This is a genomic window from Kitasatospora albolonga (assembly GCF_039535905.1).
GTDB lineage: Bacteria > Actinomycetota > Actinomycetes > Streptomycetales > Streptomycetaceae > Kitasatospora > Kitasatospora albolonga.
The window spans coordinates 1-15,676 of sequence record NZ_BAAAYB010000144.1; the positions used below are offsets into that span (position 1 = coordinate 1).

17 protein-coding genes are annotated in these 15,676 nt (G+C 73.7%); all 17 read right to left on the reverse strand.

What is annotated here, in order from left to right:
- The coding region (locus ABD946_RS35185) for an NACHT domain-containing protein (protein ID WP_345289754.1) at positions 1 to 1,832 on the reverse strand (1,832 nt) is incomplete at its 3' end.
- Between the two features lie 68 nt (positions 1,833 to 1,900).
- Positions 1,901 to 2,485, reverse strand: a complete 585-nt coding sequence (locus ABD946_RS35190; RefSeq protein WP_345289755.1) for a Uma2 family endonuclease — start codon at positions 2,483 to 2,485, stop codon at positions 1,901 to 1,903.
- Between the two features lie 107 nt (positions 2,486 to 2,592).
- On the reverse strand, positions 2,593 to 3,300 hold the full coding sequence (locus tag ABD946_RS35195; RefSeq protein WP_345289756.1) for a GntR family transcriptional regulator: 708 nt from the start codon (positions 3,298 to 3,300) through the stop codon (positions 2,593 to 2,595).
- A 75-nt stretch (positions 3,301 to 3,375) separates the two neighbouring features.
- The gene (locus ABD946_RS35200; protein ID WP_345289758.1) at positions 3,376 to 4,281 is read right to left on the reverse strand and encodes an ornithine cyclodeaminase family protein; all 906 of its coding nucleotides are present in this window, start codon (positions 4,279 to 4,281) and stop codon (positions 3,376 to 3,378) included.
- Positions 4,281 to 5,306 carry a proline racemase family protein gene (locus ABD946_RS35205; RefSeq protein WP_345289759.1) on the reverse strand — a complete coding sequence of 342 codons (1,026 nt, stop codon included), beginning with the start codon at positions 5,304 to 5,306 and terminating at the stop codon, positions 4,281 to 4,283. Before ABD946_RS35205 ends, ABD946_RS35200 begins: the two co-directional genes overlap by 1 nt.
- Entirely contained in the window at positions 5,303 to 6,673 is a 1,371-nt protein-coding gene (locus ABD946_RS35210) for an aldehyde dehydrogenase family protein (RefSeq protein ID WP_345289760.1), read from the reverse strand. The genes ABD946_RS35205 and ABD946_RS35210 overlap by 4 nt, the downstream gene beginning before the upstream one ends.
- Positions 6,674 to 6,800: 127 nt before the next feature.
- Complete coding sequence (locus tag ABD946_RS35215) at positions 6,801 to 7,802, reverse strand: proline racemase family protein (RefSeq protein WP_345289761.1); 1,002 nt, start codon at positions 7,800 to 7,802, stop codon at positions 6,801 to 6,803.
- A gap of 79 nt (positions 7,803 to 7,881) precedes the next feature.
- A complete protein-coding gene (locus tag ABD946_RS35220; protein ID WP_345289825.1) occupies positions 7,882 to 8,745 on the reverse strand; it encodes a dihydrodipicolinate synthase family protein in 864 nt (287 codons plus the stop codon).
- A gap of 180 nt (positions 8,746 to 8,925) precedes the next feature.
- Positions 8,926 to 10,323, reverse strand: coding sequence for an FAD/NAD(P)-dependent oxidoreductase (locus ABD946_RS35225; RefSeq protein WP_345289763.1), 1,398 nt, complete (start codon positions 10,321 to 10,323; stop codon positions 8,926 to 8,928).
- Positions 10,304 to 10,621, reverse strand: coding sequence for a (2Fe-2S)-binding protein (locus ABD946_RS35230; protein WP_345289764.1), 318 nt, complete (start codon positions 10,619 to 10,621; stop codon positions 10,304 to 10,306). The genes ABD946_RS35225 and ABD946_RS35230 overlap by 20 nt, the downstream gene beginning before the upstream one ends.
- Positions 10,618 to 11,775 (reverse strand): NAD(P)/FAD-dependent oxidoreductase, encoded by a 1,158-nt coding sequence (locus ABD946_RS35235; protein WP_345289765.1) that lies wholly within the window; start codon positions 11,773 to 11,775, stop codon positions 10,618 to 10,620. The genes ABD946_RS35230 and ABD946_RS35235 overlap by 4 nt, the downstream gene beginning before the upstream one ends.
- 128 nt (positions 11,776 to 11,903) lie before the next feature.
- Positions 11,904 to 12,848, reverse strand: coding sequence for a twin-arginine translocase subunit TatC (tatC, locus tag ABD946_RS35240; protein WP_345289767.1), 945 nt, complete (start codon positions 12,846 to 12,848; stop codon positions 11,904 to 11,906).
- The gene (tatA, locus tag ABD946_RS35245) at positions 12,845 to 13,114 is read right to left on the reverse strand and encodes a Sec-independent protein translocase subunit TatA (protein ID WP_345289768.1); all 270 of its coding nucleotides are present in this window, start codon (positions 13,112 to 13,114) and stop codon (positions 12,845 to 12,847) included. Before tatA ends, tatC begins: the two co-directional genes overlap by 4 nt.
- 115 nt (positions 13,115 to 13,229) lie before the next feature.
- A complete protein-coding gene (locus ABD946_RS35250; RefSeq protein ID WP_345289769.1) occupies positions 13,230 to 13,391 on the reverse strand; it encodes a hypothetical protein in 162 nt (53 codons plus the stop codon).
- A gap of 23 nt (positions 13,392 to 13,414) precedes the next feature.
- On the reverse strand, positions 13,415 to 13,645 hold the full coding sequence (locus ABD946_RS35255; protein ID WP_345289771.1) for a hypothetical protein: 231 nt from the start codon (positions 13,643 to 13,645) through the stop codon (positions 13,415 to 13,417).
- Positions 13,646 to 13,649: 4 nt separating this feature from the next.
- Entirely contained in the window at positions 13,650 to 14,567 is a 918-nt protein-coding gene (locus ABD946_RS35260) for a helix-turn-helix transcriptional regulator (protein ID WP_345289826.1), read from the reverse strand.
- Positions 14,568 to 14,593: 26 nt separating this feature from the next.
- Positions 14,594 to 15,568, reverse strand: coding sequence for a helix-turn-helix transcriptional regulator (locus ABD946_RS35265; protein ID WP_345289772.1), 975 nt, complete (start codon positions 15,566 to 15,568; stop codon positions 14,594 to 14,596).
- Positions 15,569 to 15,676: the final 108 nt, after the last annotated feature.

Here is a 15,676-nt window from a genome sequence, read left to right on the forward strand (position 1 = left end):
CGGCTCGGCGAACCTGGAGCCGGCGCAGTCTCGAAGTCATCGCGCTCGGCCAGGGCACGGAGCGCGAGTTGCAGGCCCGCCTCCCTGACTTCCCGTCCCTTCAACCGCTGCAGGAGGTAGTGGATGAAGGCGGCCGCGTCGCGCTGCCGCAGGCCACCGACCGTGAGCAGGATGACCTCGTGCCACGCCGGATCGGCCGTGTGCCGGCCGAGGTGATCGAGCAGTTCCTCCCTGCTCCACTCCTCCTCGTTGCGCCGGTACAGGATGTCGTTGGCCGTCAGGTACTCCAGGAAGGTGCGGTGAACGAAACCGTAGACGCCACCGCCGAAGTGGGCCAGGAGGAAGTTCCGGGTGCGCAGCTGGTCCACCAGGTGGTGGGCCGCGATGTCGGCCGCGGTCCGGTCGATGTGGTGACCGGTGAGGTAGTCGGCCACGATCTCGATCAGTTCGTCATGACGGATGTAGGTGCCCGACGGCCGGTCAGCGCTGTCCTGCATCCGCCGGGCAATGCGCTCCAGGAGCCGCAGGCGCCGACTTGTCGTCAGCCACTCCACGGCCCGGGCCGCCTCGGCATCCGCCGGCCCCGGCGCGTTGAGGAACTTCGCGTCCCGGTCCCAGCGACCGATCAGCACCTCGATCGCGTGCTCGTACACCTTCCGCCGCTCCCGGGGGATGGTCCGGCCCAGACCGATCGAGGCCAGGATCGTCAACAGGAGCGGATTGGCGGCCAGTTCACCGACGGCCCGAACCTCCCTGACCGAGTCCAGCAGCCGCCGGGCGAGCCTACGGGCCTGCCCGGGCTCACCGGGGTGCGCCGCCGTGTACCAGAGGCCGACGAACTCGGTGACCTGACGCCGTTCGAGGTTCTGCAACATCACCTGCGTGAAGCCCGCCGAGCTGAACTCGTGCGAACGGTAGCCGTACTCACGCGAGGTGACGACAATGCGGACACCTGGCCGGCTGATGGCGAAGGCGGCGATCCGCCGGGCCGTCTCGGCGCGGACCTCCGGGTCGAAGACCTCGTCCAGGCCGTCGAAGACCATCACCACCCGGCCCCGCGCCAGGATGTGTTCGAGCACCGGGCGCGGCAGCTCCATCCGGCCCTGCTCGTGCACGTGATCCAGGAAGTCCTCGAAACTCCGCTCGCGCCAGCGCTCCTGCGCGTACTGCCGCAGCTCCACGATCAGCGGAACGCAGCCCTCAAGCGGGGCCAGCTCGTCCGGGAGTCGGTCGAGCGCGCCGGCCAGTGCCAGGGCGAGGTACTTGGCCAGTGTCGACTTGCCCGCCCCCGGGTCACCGAGCACCACCAGCCGGGACACCGCACCTTCCGCCAGCACTTCCAGCACCGGCCTGGGCAGGACCGACCGCTGCGTGTCGGACAACTGCTGGGCCGCCGTGGAGTCGAGGCCGGGCGGTAGCGGACCGTCCACCAACTCACCAGCCTCGGTGAGGAGTCGGCGCAGGTCATCCGGGAGCCGGGTCTCGAACGGTCGGGTCAGCTGAGGGACGAACACCTGGCGCAGCTCGATCTGCGGCAGCTCTCCGGCCGCGTCCCCCGGCCCGAGCACGTCCAGGTTCAGCCGCCGCTGGCTCTCCCTCACCCGGGCCAGGTACCCGGCGAGCGCCTGCTCCACCTCACGGTCCGTCGGCGCGGCATCCGCGCCCGGCGGTCCGACGTGCACCGTGATCTCGTTGTGCACCACCGTCGCGTTCTCGCCGATCGCACCGTGGACCACGTCCCGGCCCACCCCGACCGCGCCGGCACCGCCGACGTCGACCCGCACCTCCGAGCCCGGCCGCCGCCCCCACCACCAGAACCGACGCCGCTCCATCCCTGCTCCTCCGCCCGACCGCCGACTGCGCCCAAGACGCTACCGGGGTAAGGGCGATGGAGGACGGACTACTGAACCGGCCCGAGCATCGCATCCACGGAGAGCGTCACCGGTGCACCGACCGACTCGGGAAGAGTGAAGGACTGGCCTCGATGGCGGACCGCATGGACCCGGTACTCGCCATCGGCTGGGTCGGTGAGCACCAGGACCTTCTCGTTCGTCCGGTCGACGATCACGTAGACGGGAACACCCGCACCGGCGTAGGCGGCGGGCTTCTTCTTGAGGTCGTCACCTAGGTTGCTCGAGGTGACCTCGACGACCATCCGGAAGACGGCAGGGTCATAGCACTTGTGGGCGACCTCGTGGTCGCGATAGTCGGCGTCCACCACGGACAGGTCGGGAATCGCGTAGTCCGACGGACCTGCGGGCAGCCAGATGCCCATGGCCTGGATGAGCCGGCACTCCTCGCCGTGGAGTGGCGCGAGCGCGAAGACGAGGTCGGTGAGCACCTCGCCGTGCGGACCGTCAGCGGGTGGTGTCACGGTGATCTGGCCCCCGATGATCTCGACTCGGTGGCCGACCAGTTGGTCGGAGATCATGTCGGCGGCTTCGAGCAGCGTCGGATGCGGCTGCTCAGCTGCTACTGCGGACATGGGCGTTCCTCCCGGCTGGCCGGTGTCGAGAACACCATCGTAGGCCCGCCGCTCCGGCGGCAAGCGTTACTGCCGCCGACCACCGGAACGAGTGAGGACCTGCGACCTCAGCGGGCGCCGAGGCGGAGGGCCGGGCGCTCGTCGATGGTCTCCTCGTCCGCGGCCCAGAGGGAGCGGACGTGGCCGAGGTGCTCGACCATGCAGCGCTCGGCGGCCGGGGCGTCGCCGGAGATCATCAGGTCGAGGAGGGTCAGGTGCTCCTCGGCCGAGGAGACGAGCTCGCCGCGCTGGTCGAGGCGGGTGAGGCCGTAGAGGCGGGAGCGCTTGCGGAGGTCGCCGACGACCTCGACCAGGCGGGCGTTGCCGGCCAGGCCGAGGACGGAGAGGTGGAACTGGCGGTCCGCCTCGAGGTAGCCGATGAGGTCGTGCTTGCGGGCGGCGACCACGATGGCCTCGGCCTCGGGGCGCAGGGCCTCCAGCTGCTCGCGGGTGGCGGTGCGGGTGACCCGGCCGACGGTGGGGACCTCGATCAGGGCGCGGATCTCGGTGTAGTCGTCGAGGTCGCGCTCCGTCAGCTCGGTGACCCGGAAACCCTTGTTCCGGACCGCCTCGACCAGGCCCTCGCGGGCCAGGTCGAGCATCGCCTCCCGGACGGGGGTGGCGGAGACGCCGAAGTCGGCGGCGAGCGCGGGGGCCGAGTAGACGACGCCCGGGCGGAGTTCGCCGGAGATCAGGGCAGCGCGCAGGGCGTGGGCGACCTGGTCGCGCAGGCGCTCCTGGACGGAGATGAGGGCGCGGGGCTTGAGGTCCGCCATGGTGTTCCTCCGGTGGGGGCTGAGCAGGACACCATTGTACAATGTCACGTTACGTTGAATACGTTGATTTGTGAATTACTTCTGTCCGGCAGCGGCGAATTGTGCGGAGGCGACCGCCAGGTCCTCCCAGGCCATGCCCACGCTCTTGAAGAAGCGCGGCCGGTCCGTCGGGACAACTGCCTTGCCGTTCACCAGTTCTGACAGGTTAGCAAGGCGGTCCCCGGGCACAGAAGGGATCAGCAGGTCCCCGGCCTCCCGCAATGCCACCGCCCGCGACTCCACGTACAGCGCGGAGCGCTCCACCAGCACCGAGTCGACCTCCCGGGCCGCCGGCTCGTGCGAGCCGACCGCCGCCACCGCGGCGTGGTCGGGGACGCTCGCGCCGTCGAAGAGCGGCTCGCGCGCCGTGGTGCAGCAGACCACCAGATCGGCCTCCGACACCGCGTCAGGGGTGCCGAGGGCGGCCGACAGCCCGAGCGAGGCGGCGTACGCGACCAGCGCGGCGGTCGGCTCGGGCGAGCGCCCGACCACCGTCACCCTGGTCAGCGGGCGGATCGCCAGCAGCGCGTCCAGGTGGGCGAAGGCCTGCGGGCCGGTGCCGAAGAGCACCAGGTGGGAGGCGTCCGGCTCGGCCAGCTGACGCAGCGCCAGGGCGGTGACGGCGGGGGTGCGCAGCGAGGTGAGCGCGACGCCGTCCAGCAGGGCGAGCGGCTGGAGGGTCGGGCCGTCCAGCAGCAGGTAGCTGCCGGTGATCCGGGGCAGGCCCCGGGCGGCGTTGCCCGGGACCACCCCCGCGATCTTGACGCCGGTGTACCGCGCCGAGGCGGCCGGCATCAGCAGCAGCTCGCCCGCCGGGACGGGGATGTTGCTGCGGGCCGGGGCGTCCTCGACGTCGAGGCCGTCGAGCAGGACGGCCGCGAGGGCGTCGACCGCCTCGGCGGGGCCCAGGGTGAGCGGGACGAAGGGGAGCTGAGCGGTCATCAGAGCAGGAACCCCGTCCCGAGGGTGTCGGCCGGGTCGAGCAGGAAGCGGTGCTCGCCGGTGCGGTGGGCGGTACCGGCGACCTCGGTGATCACCCCGTCGGGGTGCTCGCCGGCCAGCCGTCCGGTGAAGACGGTACCGATGATCGACTCGTGCCGCAGCTCCTGACCGGGGGTCAGACGGCCCTCGGCGGCCAGCAGGGCGAGCCGGGCGGAGGTGCCGGAGCCGCACGGGGAGCGGTCGATCTGGCCGTCGGCGAAGACGGTGACGTTGCGCTGGTTGGGGCCCGACGCGATCGCGGGCAGGTCCTCGTGCAGGATCACGCCGTAGACGCCGGAGAGCAGCGGGTCCGAGGCGTGCCGGGTGGCCGGGTGGTCCGCCAGGGCGGCCCGGATCTCCCGGCCGACGGCGGTGAGTTCGGGCAGCCGGTCGGTGGTGACCGTCAGGCCGAGGTCGGTGGCCCGGACCGAGGCGTAGCAGGCTCCGGAGTGCGCGAGGTCGACGGAGACCGGGCCGCGCGAGGTCTCCACCTTGACGCCCCGGGCGGAGACGGCGGTGGGCACGTTGCGGAAGGTGATGCCGGTGGTGGCGCCGCCGGAGCGGTGCACGGTGGCGGTCACCCGGCCGGACGGGACGTCGATCCGCACCCGGGCGTCGCCGTCGGCGGGGGCGTCCACCAGGCCGGAGTCGACGGCCCAGGCGCCGAGCGCGATGGTGCCGTGGCCGCAGGCGGTGGAGTAGCCGTCCTTGTGCCAGAACAGCACGCCGAAGTGGGCCTCGCTGTCGTCGGCCGGCACCACGAAGCCGCCGTACATCCCGGCGTGGCCGCGCGGCTCCCGGGTGAGCAGCTGCCGGACGGTGTCCAGGGCGCTCGGCCGGGGGTTGGTGGCGGTGCCGCCGGCGCCGAGCGCGATGGCCCGGCGCTCGGCGACCGAGTCGCCCGGGATCGGCGGCAGGCCGGCCGTGACGATCCGGAAGGGCTCGCCGGCGGTGTGGTAGTCGACCGTCTCCACGCGCGGGCTCATCGCGGGCTCCCGGCGGGGAGCAGGGTGACGGTGCGCTGGGCGGTGAAGAAGTCGAGCACGGCCTGGCCCTGCTCGCGCGCGCCGTAGCCGGCGCCCTTGGCGCCGCTGAACGGGAGGTGGAAGTCCACGCCGCTGGAGGGGGCGTTGACCCGGACCATGCCGGCGTCCAGCCGGTCGGCGGCGGCCAGCGCGGTGTCCAGGTCCCGGCTGTGCACCGAGGTGGAGAGGCTCTGGGCGGTGTCGTTGGCCACCGCGATCGCCTCGTCCAGGTCGGCGGCGGGCAGCAGCACGGCGACCGGGCCGAAGAACTCCTCGGTGCGCAGCGGGTGTCCGGCCGGGACCTGCTCCAGCAGGGTGGGCTCGATGAACCAGCCGTCCCGGTCGATCCGGTGGCCACCGGCCAGCGCGACGGCACCGGCGCCGACCGCGGAGTCGACGGCGGTGGTGAGGCGCTCCAGCGCGGGCTCGTTGATGACCGGGCCGCAGACCTCGGTGAGGGCACCGGGCGCGGCGATCGCGGTCAGCGCCTTGGCCAGCGCCTCGGCCAGCGGCTCGTAGGCGTCGCCGACCGCGATCACCCGGCTGGTGGCGGTGCACTTCTGGCCCGCGTAGCCGGCGATGGCGGCGGCCAGGTGGGCGGCGGCCTGGGCGATGTCGGCGTCGGGCAGCACGATGGCGGCGTTCAGACCGCCCATCTCGGCCTGCACCGGGACGCCGCGCTCGGTGGCGGCGGCGACCACGGCCCGGCCGACGCCGGTGGAGCCGGTGAAGGAGATCACGTCGGCGCCGGCCACCAGGGCGGCGCCCTCCTCGGCCCCGCCGGGGACGACGGTCAGCACGCCCTCTGGCAGGCCCGCCAGCTCGGCCAGGCGCAGCGCGCAGGCGGTGGCCTCGGGGGCGGGCTTGAGCACCACCGCGTTGCCGACCGCGAGCGCCGGGGCGGCCTTCCAGGTCGGGATGGCGAGCGGGAAGTTCCAGGGGGTGACCAGACCGGCCACGCCGTACGGGCGGCGGCGGGTGAGCAGCAGGCCCTCGCCGGCGGCGGGCTCGTGCACCTCGCCGGCCGGGGCGAACGGGGCCTGGGCGTAGTAGCGCCAGATCGCCACCGTGCGGCCGACCTCGCCGCGCGCCTCGACGGCGGGCTTGCCGACCTCACGGACGATCAGCTCGGTCAGCTCGTCGGCGTGCGCCTCGATCGCGGCGGCGGCCTGGGTGAGGGCGGCCGAGCGGCCCGCCGCGCCGAGCGCCCGCCAGCCGGCCTGGGCGGCCCGGGCCCGCTCGATGGCCGCAGCCACCCCGGCCGCGCCGGGGCTCTCGACCTCGACCACCAGGTCGGACGGGTCTGCGGGGTTGTACGAGGTGATCACGGGATGCCTTTCGGACGGCGGTCGGGCGGTGGGGCCGGGTCTGACGGTCGTTCAGGGGCCGCGGGCGGGGCGGCGGCCGCAGGCGGGGCGGCGGCTGCGGACGGGCAGCGCGACCGCCCCGGCGCGGTCAGAGCAGGAAGCCCGCGGGGAACGGGTCGCTCGGGTCGAGGAAGTACTGCGCGGTGCCGGTGACCCAGGCCCGGCCGGTGACGGTCGGGACCACGGCCGGCCGTCCGGCCACCGTGGTCTCCTCCACCAGACGGCCGGTGAAGGTGGTGCCGATGAAGGAGTCGTTGCGGAAGTCCTGCTCCAGCGGGAGCTCGCCGCGGGCGTGCAGCTGGGCCATCCGGGCCGAGGTGCCGGTCCCGCAGGGCGAGCGGTCGAACCAGCCCGGGTGGATGGCCATGGCGTGCTGCGAGTGCTCGGCGGTGGAGCCGGGCGCCAGCAGCTGCACGTGGTGGCAGCTGTGGATGGACGGGTCCTCCGGGTGCACCGGGCGGTCGGCCGCGTTGATGGCGTCCATCATGGCCAGGCCGGCGTCCAGGATCTCCTGCTTGCGCTCGCGCTCGAAGGGGATGCCGAACTCGGCCAGCGGCAGGATCGCGTAGAAGTTGCCGCCGTAGGCCAGGTCGTAGGTGACGGTGCCGTAGCCGGGGACCTCGATCTTCTGGTCCAGGGCGACGGAGTAGGAGGGCACGTTGCGGATGGTCACGGCCTTGGCCGCGCCGTCCTCGACGTGCACGTCGGCGATCACCAGACCGGCCGGGGTGTCCAGGCGGACGGTGGTGACCGGCTCGACCACCGGGACCATGCCGGTCTCGACCAGCACGGTGGCCACGCCGATGGTGCCGTGCCCGCACATCGGCAGCAGGCCGGAGACCTCGATGTAGAGCACGCCGAAGTCGGCGTCCGGCCGGGTGGGCGGCTGGAGGATCGCGCCGCTCATCGCCGCGTGGCCGCGGGGCTCGTACATCAGCAGGGTGCGGAAGTCGTCCAGGTTCTGCTGGAAGTGCACCCGGCGCTCGGCCATGGTGGCCCCGGGGATGGTGCCGAAGCCGCCGGTGATGACCCGGGTCGGCATGCCCTCGGTGTGGGAGTCCACGGCGTGGAACACGTGACGGCTGCGCATGGGGGGATCTCCTCGGGGAGAGAGAGGGCCGGCTGCCGCCGCAGCCGGCCTCTGGTCACTACTCGGGCTTGACGCTGTGTCAGACCAGGCCGGCCGCGATGGCCTGCTCGGTGGCGGCACGGACGGCCGCCTCGATCTCCGGGGAGAGCGGGAAGCGCGGCGGACGGACCGGACCGCCCGGGCGGCCGGCGATGTCCATGGAGAGCTTGATGGCCTGGACGAACTCGGTCTTGGAGTCCCAGCGCAGCAGCGAGTGCAGCGAGCGGTACAGCGGGACGGCGGTCTCCAGGTCACCCGAGACGGCGGCGTGGAACAGCTTGGCGCTGGCCTCCGGCAGGGCGTTCGGGTAGCCGGCGATCCAGCCGACGGCGCCGGCCACGGCCAGCTCCAGCAGCACGTCGTCGGCGCCGATCAGCAGGTCCAGGCCCGGGGCGAGCTCGGCGATCTCGTACGCCCGGCGGACGTCGCCGCTGAACTCCTTGACGGCGACGATGTTGCCGTCCTTGTGGATGTCGGCGAGCAGCGAGGGGACCAGGTCCACCTTGGTGTCGATCGGGTTGTTGTAGGCCACGATCGGCAGGCCGGCCTTGGCCACCTCGGCGTAGTGCGCGCGGACCGCCGCGGCGTCGGCGCGGTAGGCGTTCGGCGGCAGCAGCAGGACGGAGCCGGCGCCGGCCTCGGCGGCCTGCTCGGCCCAGCGGCGGGACTCGGCGGAGCCGTAGGCGGCGACGCCCGGCATGACGCGGGAGCCGTCACCGGCCGCCTCGACGGCGGTGGTGACCACGCGGGCCCGCTCCTCGGCGGTGAGGACCTGGTACTCGCCGAGCGAGCCGTTGGGGACCACGCCGTCGCAGCCGTTGGCGATCAGCCACTGGACGTGCTCGCCGTAGGCGTCGTAGTCGACGGACAGGTCGTCACGCAGCGGGAGCGTGGTGGCGACCATGATGCCGCGCCAGGGACGGGTGGGCTCGTGCGTTGCGGACACTTGGGGGTCTCCTTGAGTGGTGAGGTGTGACATTTTATTAGAGCGGGCGGAGGACCACAAGGGTGTGGACCACCTGAGGGGATGTCAGGGGCGCGGGCCGGCGCACTCCACGGACGAGTGCGCCGCGCGCGGGGCCGTTCAGCTCGGTTCGCCGTCGGCGAGCTGGGCCAGCGGGACGGGGCAGGCGAGCGGGCGGGAGTCGGGCTTCAGCCCGCCGGCACCGGAGAGGCAGGCCACCGCCGGGCCGCACATCCGGCCCTGGCACCACCCCATCCCGGCCCGGGTGAGCAGCTTGACCGTCCGCGGGTCGGCCGCGCCGAGCTCCTCCACCGCGGTGCGGATCGCCCCGGCCGGGACCTCCTCGCAGCGGCAGACGTCGGTGTCCTCGCGCAGCCACTCCGTCCAGCCCGGGCCGGGCCGGTGCGCGGCGGCCATCAGGCCGGCGAAGGCCCGGCGGCGCTCCCGGCGGGCGCGCAGCGAGGCCGGCACCGGCGCCCCGGCGATCACCCGGGCGGCCAGTGCGCCCTCCGCGATCGCCAGGTCGGCGCCGCCGACGCCGCAGGTCTCCCCCGCCGCCCACAGGCCCGGCAGCGAGGTGCGCAGCTCGTCGTCGACCTTGAGCGCCACGGTGTCGTCCGCGGTGGTGAAGGTCTCGGCGCCCAACTCGGTGGCCAGCTCGATCTGCGGCAGCAGGCCGTGCCCGACCGCCAGCGCGTCGCACTCGATCCGCCGCTCGGTGCCGGGCACCGGTCGCCACTCGGCGTCCAGCCTCGCCACCGTCACGGCGGTCACCCGGTCGGTGCCGTGCGCCTCGACGACGGCGCTGGAGCGGCGCAGCCGGACCCGTCCGCGCAGCAGCCTGGTGCCGTGCTCGGCTCCCTCGACCAGCTTGGCCGGGTTGGCGGCCAGCGTGGTCAGGCCGCGGGCGTAGCCGAGGTAGTTCGAGGCCTCCACCACCGCGGGCACGGTGGCCCCGGCAGAGACCAGCGAGGAGGCGGCGGCCAGCAGCAGCGGGCCGCTGCCCGCCACCACGATCCGCCGGCCCGGCAGCACCAGGCCGGCCTTGAGCATGGCCTGCGCGCCGCCGGCCGTCACCACGCCGGGCAGCGTCCAGCCGGGGAAGGGCAGTTGGCGCTCGTAGGCGCCGGTGGCCAGCAGCACCGCGGCCGCCTCGACCGTCACCGCCTCGCCGCCGTGCAGCGCGTGCAGCCGCCAGGGCCGCCCGCCGGTGCCCTGCTCGGCCGTCCAGACCTGGTGCTCCGTCAGGTGGGTGACGGTGCTCGCGGCCAGCCGGTCGCGCAGCTTGGCGAAGGCGGGCCAGCCGTGGTGCAGCTTCTCCGGGCGGGCCGCGCCCAGCTCCGGCGCGGGGTGGCGGTAGTACTGGCCGCCCGGGCGCGGTCCGGCGTCCAGCAGGACGCAGCGCAGGCCGGAGGAGGCGGCGGTGACGGCGGCCGCCAGCCCGGCCGGGCCGGCCCCGATCACCGCGAGGTCGTACGGGTCCTGGAGGCCCCGGGGGTCAGACGGCGAGGTCGGCACGGCCGTGGCCCTCCTGGGTGGTGACGGTGGTGCCGGGCTCGGCGGGGATCAGGCAGGTGCGCTGGTTGGGCGCGCCGTCCACGGTGGCCAGGCAGTCGTAGCAGGCGCCGATGCCGCAGAACGCGCCGCGCGGGCGCCCGTTCACCCGGGTGGTGCGCCAGGCCAGGATGCCGTTGGCCCAGAGCGCGGCCGCGATGGTCTGGCCGGGCAGCACCGGGATCGGGCGGCCGTCGAAGTCGATGGTGTGCCCCGGCTGGGGCCGGGCGCCGACCAGCTCGGCGGGGGTGCGGGCGCTCACGCGGCTCCTCCAGGGTGCGGGAAGCGGTCGGCTCGGAACGGGGTGAGGTCGAGCCCGGGGGCCTGGCCGGTGAGCTGACGGGCGATCAGCTCGCCGGTGGCGGGGGCCAGGCCGATGCCCGCGCCCTCGTGGCCGCAGGCGTGGTAGAGCCCGGGCACCCGCGGGTCGGCCCCGATGGCCGGCAGGTGGTCCGGCAGGTACGGGCGGAAGCCCCGGTAGGCGCGCTGCACCTGGACGGTGCGCAGCACCGGGAAGAGCCGGGCCGCGTTGGCCGCCAGGCGCCGGAGCACCTCGACCGAGAGGGTGCGGTCGAAGCCGACCCGCTCCCGGCTGGCACCGATCAGCACCGGCCCGGCCGGGGTGCCCTCGACCACGGCGGAGGTCTGCAGCGCCGCCGAGCCGCTGGCCACGTCGGCCACGTAGTCGGCGGCGTAGACCTTGTGCCGCACGATCCTCGGCAGCGGCTCGGTGACCAGCACGAAGCCGCGCCGGGGCAGCACCGGGAGCTCGACGCCGGCCATCGCGGCCAGCTCGCCGCCCCAGGTCCCGGCCGCGTTGATCACCACCGGGGCGTCGATCCGGCCCTGACCGGTCGTCACCCCGAGCACCTCGCCGGAGGGCGCGGTGCGGATGCCGGTGACCGTCTCGCCGAGCCGCAGGCGCGCCCCGGAGGCCCGCAGCAGGTGAGCGGCGGCCAGCGCGGGCTGGACCTGGGCGTCCTGCGGGTAGAGGAAGCCGCCGCCCAGCCCGGCGGCCAGGTGCGGTTCCAGTTCGGCGAGCCGGTCACCGGAGATCTCGGAGGACTCCACCCCGGCCTTGGTCTGCTCGGCGGCGAAGCCGCGCAGCGCGGTCATCCCGGCCTCGGTGGAGGCGACCACCAGGCCGCCCTTGGGCTCGTACTCGACCGCCTCCCCCAGCTCCGCGGCCAGGGTGCGCCACAGGCCGGTGGAGTACAGGGCGAGGTCGAGCTCGGGGCCGGGCTCCTTGTCGGAGACCAGGAGGTTCCCCTCGCCGGCACCGGTGGTGCCGCCGGCGACCGGGCCGCGGTCGACGACGGTGACGCTCAGGCCGGCTCGGGCCGCGTAGTAGGCGCAGGCGGCGCCGACCACACCGGCGCCGACCACCAGGACATCGTGGGGGGATCTCGTGGACACGGCAGTAATATGTCACATGGCTTCTGCTCTGCCAAGGCCGTGGACATGACGAACGGCCCCGGTCCACTGGAAGAACCAGCAGGCCGGGGCCGTTCGGGCGAACTGACGACGGGTCAGCCGCGACAGTGTCAGGTGATGTCGTCCAGCTGCTCCCGACGGGCGGCCGGGACGGCGGACGGCAGCTCCGGTGCGGAGGAGGCGCCGATCGCCTCGGCTCCGGCGACGTCCTCGACCGAGAGGTCCAGGTGCGAGGCCTCCTCGTCGTCCAGGCCCGCGTCCGGGTTGTTGCGCAGCTTGCGCCTGTCGTTCATCAGCGCCACGCCGACGGCGACGAAGTACAGCGCGATGATCGGCAGGGCCAGCAGGATCATGCTCACCGGGTCGGCCGAGGGGGTCGCGAAGGCGGCGAAGACCGTGATGGCCATCACCATGCCGCGCCACCAGCCGAGCAGCCGCTTGCCGGTGAGGACGCCGACGAAGTTCAGCATCACCAGCAACAGCGGGAACTCGAAGCCCAGACCGAAGACCAGCACCATCCTGGTCACCACGTCGAGGTAGTCCTCGACGGTGAGGATCGAGGTGACGTCGGTGCCGGCGAAGTGGATCAGCATCGCCGCCGTCATCGGCATGATGAGGTAGGCGAAGGCGGCGCCGGTCAGGAAGAGCGGGATGCCGAAGCCCATGAAGGCCACCGTGTAGCGGCGCTCGCTCTTGTGCAGACCGGGCGCGACGAAGCGCCAGAGCTGGAAGAGCCAGACCGGGGTCGCCGCGACCACGCCACCGGTCAGCGCGACCTTCAGCACCACGGTGAAGGCGGTCATCAGGCCGATGTTCGCCACCAGGGCGCACTTGTTCTCGCCCGGCGGCGGCTTGTTGTCAGGACCGCAGGCGGGCAGCGGGGCGATCAGGAAGTCGATCACCGGGCGGTAGAAGATCGCGATCACGATCGTGAAGAGCAGGATCGCCAGGATCGACTTCACCAGCCGGTTGCGCAGCTCCCGCAGGTGCTCCGCCAGGGCCATCCGGCCCTCGGGGTCCTTGGCCGGCTTGACGGCCTTCTCGCTCTTGCTCAAGCTCGGTCCTCGACTCGGGCCGGGTCACCCGGGGCGGACTTGACGACGCGGGCCGGCTCCACCGGATCGATCGGCTCGGCGGCGCCCTCCTTGGCGGCGGCCACCGTCCGGTCCTTGAGGGACTTGCCCTCCTCCTTGAGCGCCTTGCCCTCGGCCTTCAGGATCCGCGCCGACTTGCCGAGCGACCGGGCGAGGTCGGGCAGCCGCTTCGCGCCGAACAGCAGTAGGGCGAGGACGACGATGATGAGGATCGTGCCGATCCGCATGTGCGACCACCTTTCTCCCAGGGGCAGCACTCCCCCGCTCCCGGCGATGGTAGCCCCTGCGGGTGAAGCTGCGACAACGACCGGATGCTACCTGGCCTCGGAGAACGACCCGCTGTCACCCCGTCAGGCGCTCGGCCGCCTCGGTCACCGCCCGGGAGGCCGTACCGACCTCCCGGGCCAGCGCCCTGACGTCCAGCCAGAGCCGTCCGGCCAGCACCCCCAGCACCAGCAGTCCGGCGGTGGACAGCAGGACGGCGGCGACGACGGTCCAGGGCACTGCAACTCCTCGCTAGGTGGTTCTCAGTCGACCGGCAGCAGGCGCATGGTGCTGACCCCGGCCCTGGTCAGCGCCTCGACGATGGACTCCCCCGCGCTCTTGCGGACCGTCTGGCCGCACGCCGGGCAGCCGAAGCTGTAGAAGGTGCGCTCCCGGGTGGCGCCCAGCGCCAGCCGGAAGGCCTCGGCCGGCAGCTCCACCTTCTCCCGGCAGTGAGAGCAGTAGACCTTGAATCTGGTGCCCTCCGCGGTCACCGGCTCAGCCCTCGTAGCCCTGGAGCGCCTCGAGCGCGGCGGCCCGTGCCGACTCGGCGAGCTCCGGCGGGGAGACGATCCGGCCCTCCCGGCCCAGCCGCAGGGCCAGCGGGCGCAGGCCCGCCGGGTCCGCGCTGCGCAGGGTGATCCGCAGACCGCCGTCGGGCAGCTCCTCGGCCGAGTCGTGGGTGTAGTACTCGGCCACCCAGCGGCCGCCGGGGCCGACCTCGACCACCACCTCCGGGTCGGAGGCAGCGGGGGTGACCAGCCCGGCCGACAGGTCGCGCGGCTCCAGCCGCGGCGGGTCGGCCGGCTCGTCCAGCACCTTGATCTCGGCCACCCGGTCCAGCCGGAACACCCGGCGGTCCTCCGAGGTGCGGCACCAGCCCTCGAGGTAGGTGTGCCCCTCGGTGACCAGCCGGATCGGGTCGACCAGACGCTCCGTCATGCCGCCGCGCCCGTGCGACCAGTAGCGCAGCCAGATCAGCCGGCCCTCGCTCAGCGCGCGGTCGATGTCGGCGAAGACCTGGCCCTCGGCCTCGAAGGTCACGCCGACCCGGGCCGAGGACTCGGCGCTCTCGCCGGCCGCGTCCTCGATCTTGGCGACGGCGCGGGTCAGCGCCTGCCGGTCCCGCTCGCGCAGGCCGGGCAGGCCGGCCACCGCGCGGGCGGCCACCAGGAGCGCGGTGGCCTCGTCGGCGGCGAGGCGCAGCGGCTGGGCCACGTCGTCGACGTTGTGCCACCAGATGCGCTCGCCGTCGGTGTCGATGTCGAGCAGGTCGCCGCCGCGGAAGCTGGTGCCGCACATCGGCAGCACGTTCAGGTCGTTGATCAGCTCGCGCTCGGTGATGCCGAACGCCCGGGCCACCTCGGCCACCTCGGCGCCCGGCCGCTCGCGCAGGTAGGTGACCAGCGACAGCATCCGCCGGGTCTGGTCGATCGCGTTGCTCAACTCTGCCCCTCAAGGAGACCGGCCACCGCTCGCAGCCGGTCGACGACGTCCGCCCGCAGCTCCTCGGGCGCCAGCACCACCAGGTCGGGGCCGAACTCGGCCACCTCGGCCCCGAGCCCCGGGCCGTACGGGATCTCCAGCTCGTCCCAGCCGTCGGCGCCCTCGCGGACCTCCAGCGCCTTGGTGCGCAGCGGGAAGCCCTTGCCCTGCCGCAGCCGGACGGTGGCCGAGGCGGTCGCGCCCTCGCCGCCGAACCGGGCCACCACCGCGCGCACGTCCACGTGCTCGGGCACGGTGCCGGCGAACCGGCCGGCCCGGGACTTCACCTTGCCGGTGATCCGGCTCAGCCGGAACACCCGGGCCGCCTCGCGGTCCCGGTCCCAGCCGGCCAGGTACCAGTGGCCGCGCCAGCACTCCAGCGCCCAGGGCTCCACCGAGCGCAGCTCGACGGCGGCCGCACCGGCCTTGCGGTACTCGAAGGTGACGGGCCGTCGGTCCCGGGCCGCGGTGAGCAGCGGCTCGAAGGCCGCCTCCCGGGCCGGGATCCGCGGCTCCAGCGCGGAGTGCTCGCGCTCCTCGGTGAACGGCACGCCGGCGGCGCGCAGCTTCTGCAGCGCACCGCTGGCCGCGCCGGACATCTTGGCCTGCTGCCAGACCCGGGCGGCCAGCGTGAGCGCGGCCGCCTCCTCCGCGTCCAGGGCGATCTCGGGCAGCCGGTTGCGGTCCTTGCGGGCCAGGTAGCCCATCTCGCCGTCGAGGCCGTTCTCGTCCACGTCGATGATCAGGCCGAGCTCGCGCAGGTCGTCCTTGTCCCGCTCGAACATCCGGTTGAAGGCCTCTTCGCTGCCGGACTGCCAGGCCTCCCGGTACGCCTCGACGGACTCCCGGAGCTCCTTCTTGGAGAGCGGACGTCTGGTGTTCATCAGGCACAGGGCGAGGTTCATCAGCCGCTCTGCCTTGGCGATCGCCATCGCGGACCTTTCCGGTAACGGGGTGCTTCGTGCTGGTGGTTCGTCAGCTGTCGCTGACCGTACCGGGTGGGGCGCCCGGGGGGAAAGCCGAGGCCCCACCCCGCTCGC

Excerpts from the sequence above, each read along its gene's own strand:
- ABD946_RS35200 (WP_345289758.1), bottom strand. The coding sequence starts at position 4,281 with ATGACCGCTCAGCTCCCCTTCGTCCCGCTCACCCTGGGCCCCGCCGAG.
- ABD946_RS35205 (WP_345289759.1), bottom strand. The coding sequence starts at position 5,306 with ATGAGCCCGCGCGTGGAGACGGTCGACTACCACACCGCCGGCGAGCCC.
- ABD946_RS35220 (WP_345289825.1), bottom strand. The coding sequence starts at position 8,745 with ATGGTCGCCACCACGCTCCCGCTGCGTGACGACCTGTCCGTCGACTAC.
- ABD946_RS35195 (WP_345289756.1), bottom strand. The coding sequence starts at position 3,300 with ATGGCGGACCTCAAGCCCCGCGCCCTCATCTCCGTCCAGGAGCGCCTG.
- ABD946_RS35215 (WP_345289761.1), bottom strand. The coding sequence starts at position 7,802 with ATGCGCAGCCGTCACGTGTTCCACGCCGTGGACTCCCACACCGAGGGC.
- ABD946_RS35265 (WP_345289772.1), bottom strand. The coding sequence starts at position 15,568 with ATGGCGATCGCCAAGGCAGAGCGGCTGATGAACCTCGCCCTGTGCCTG.
- ABD946_RS35190 (WP_345289755.1), bottom strand. The coding sequence starts at position 2,485 with ATGTCCGCAGTAGCAGCTGAGCAGCCGCATCCGACGCTGCTCGAAGCC.
- tatA (WP_345289768.1), bottom strand. The coding sequence starts at position 13,114 with ATGCGGATCGGCACGATCCTCATCATCGTCGTCCTCGCCCTACTGCTG.
- ABD946_RS35260 (WP_345289826.1), bottom strand. The coding sequence starts at position 14,567 with ATGCTGTCGCTGGTCACCTACCTGCGCGAGCGGCCGGGCGCCGAGGTG.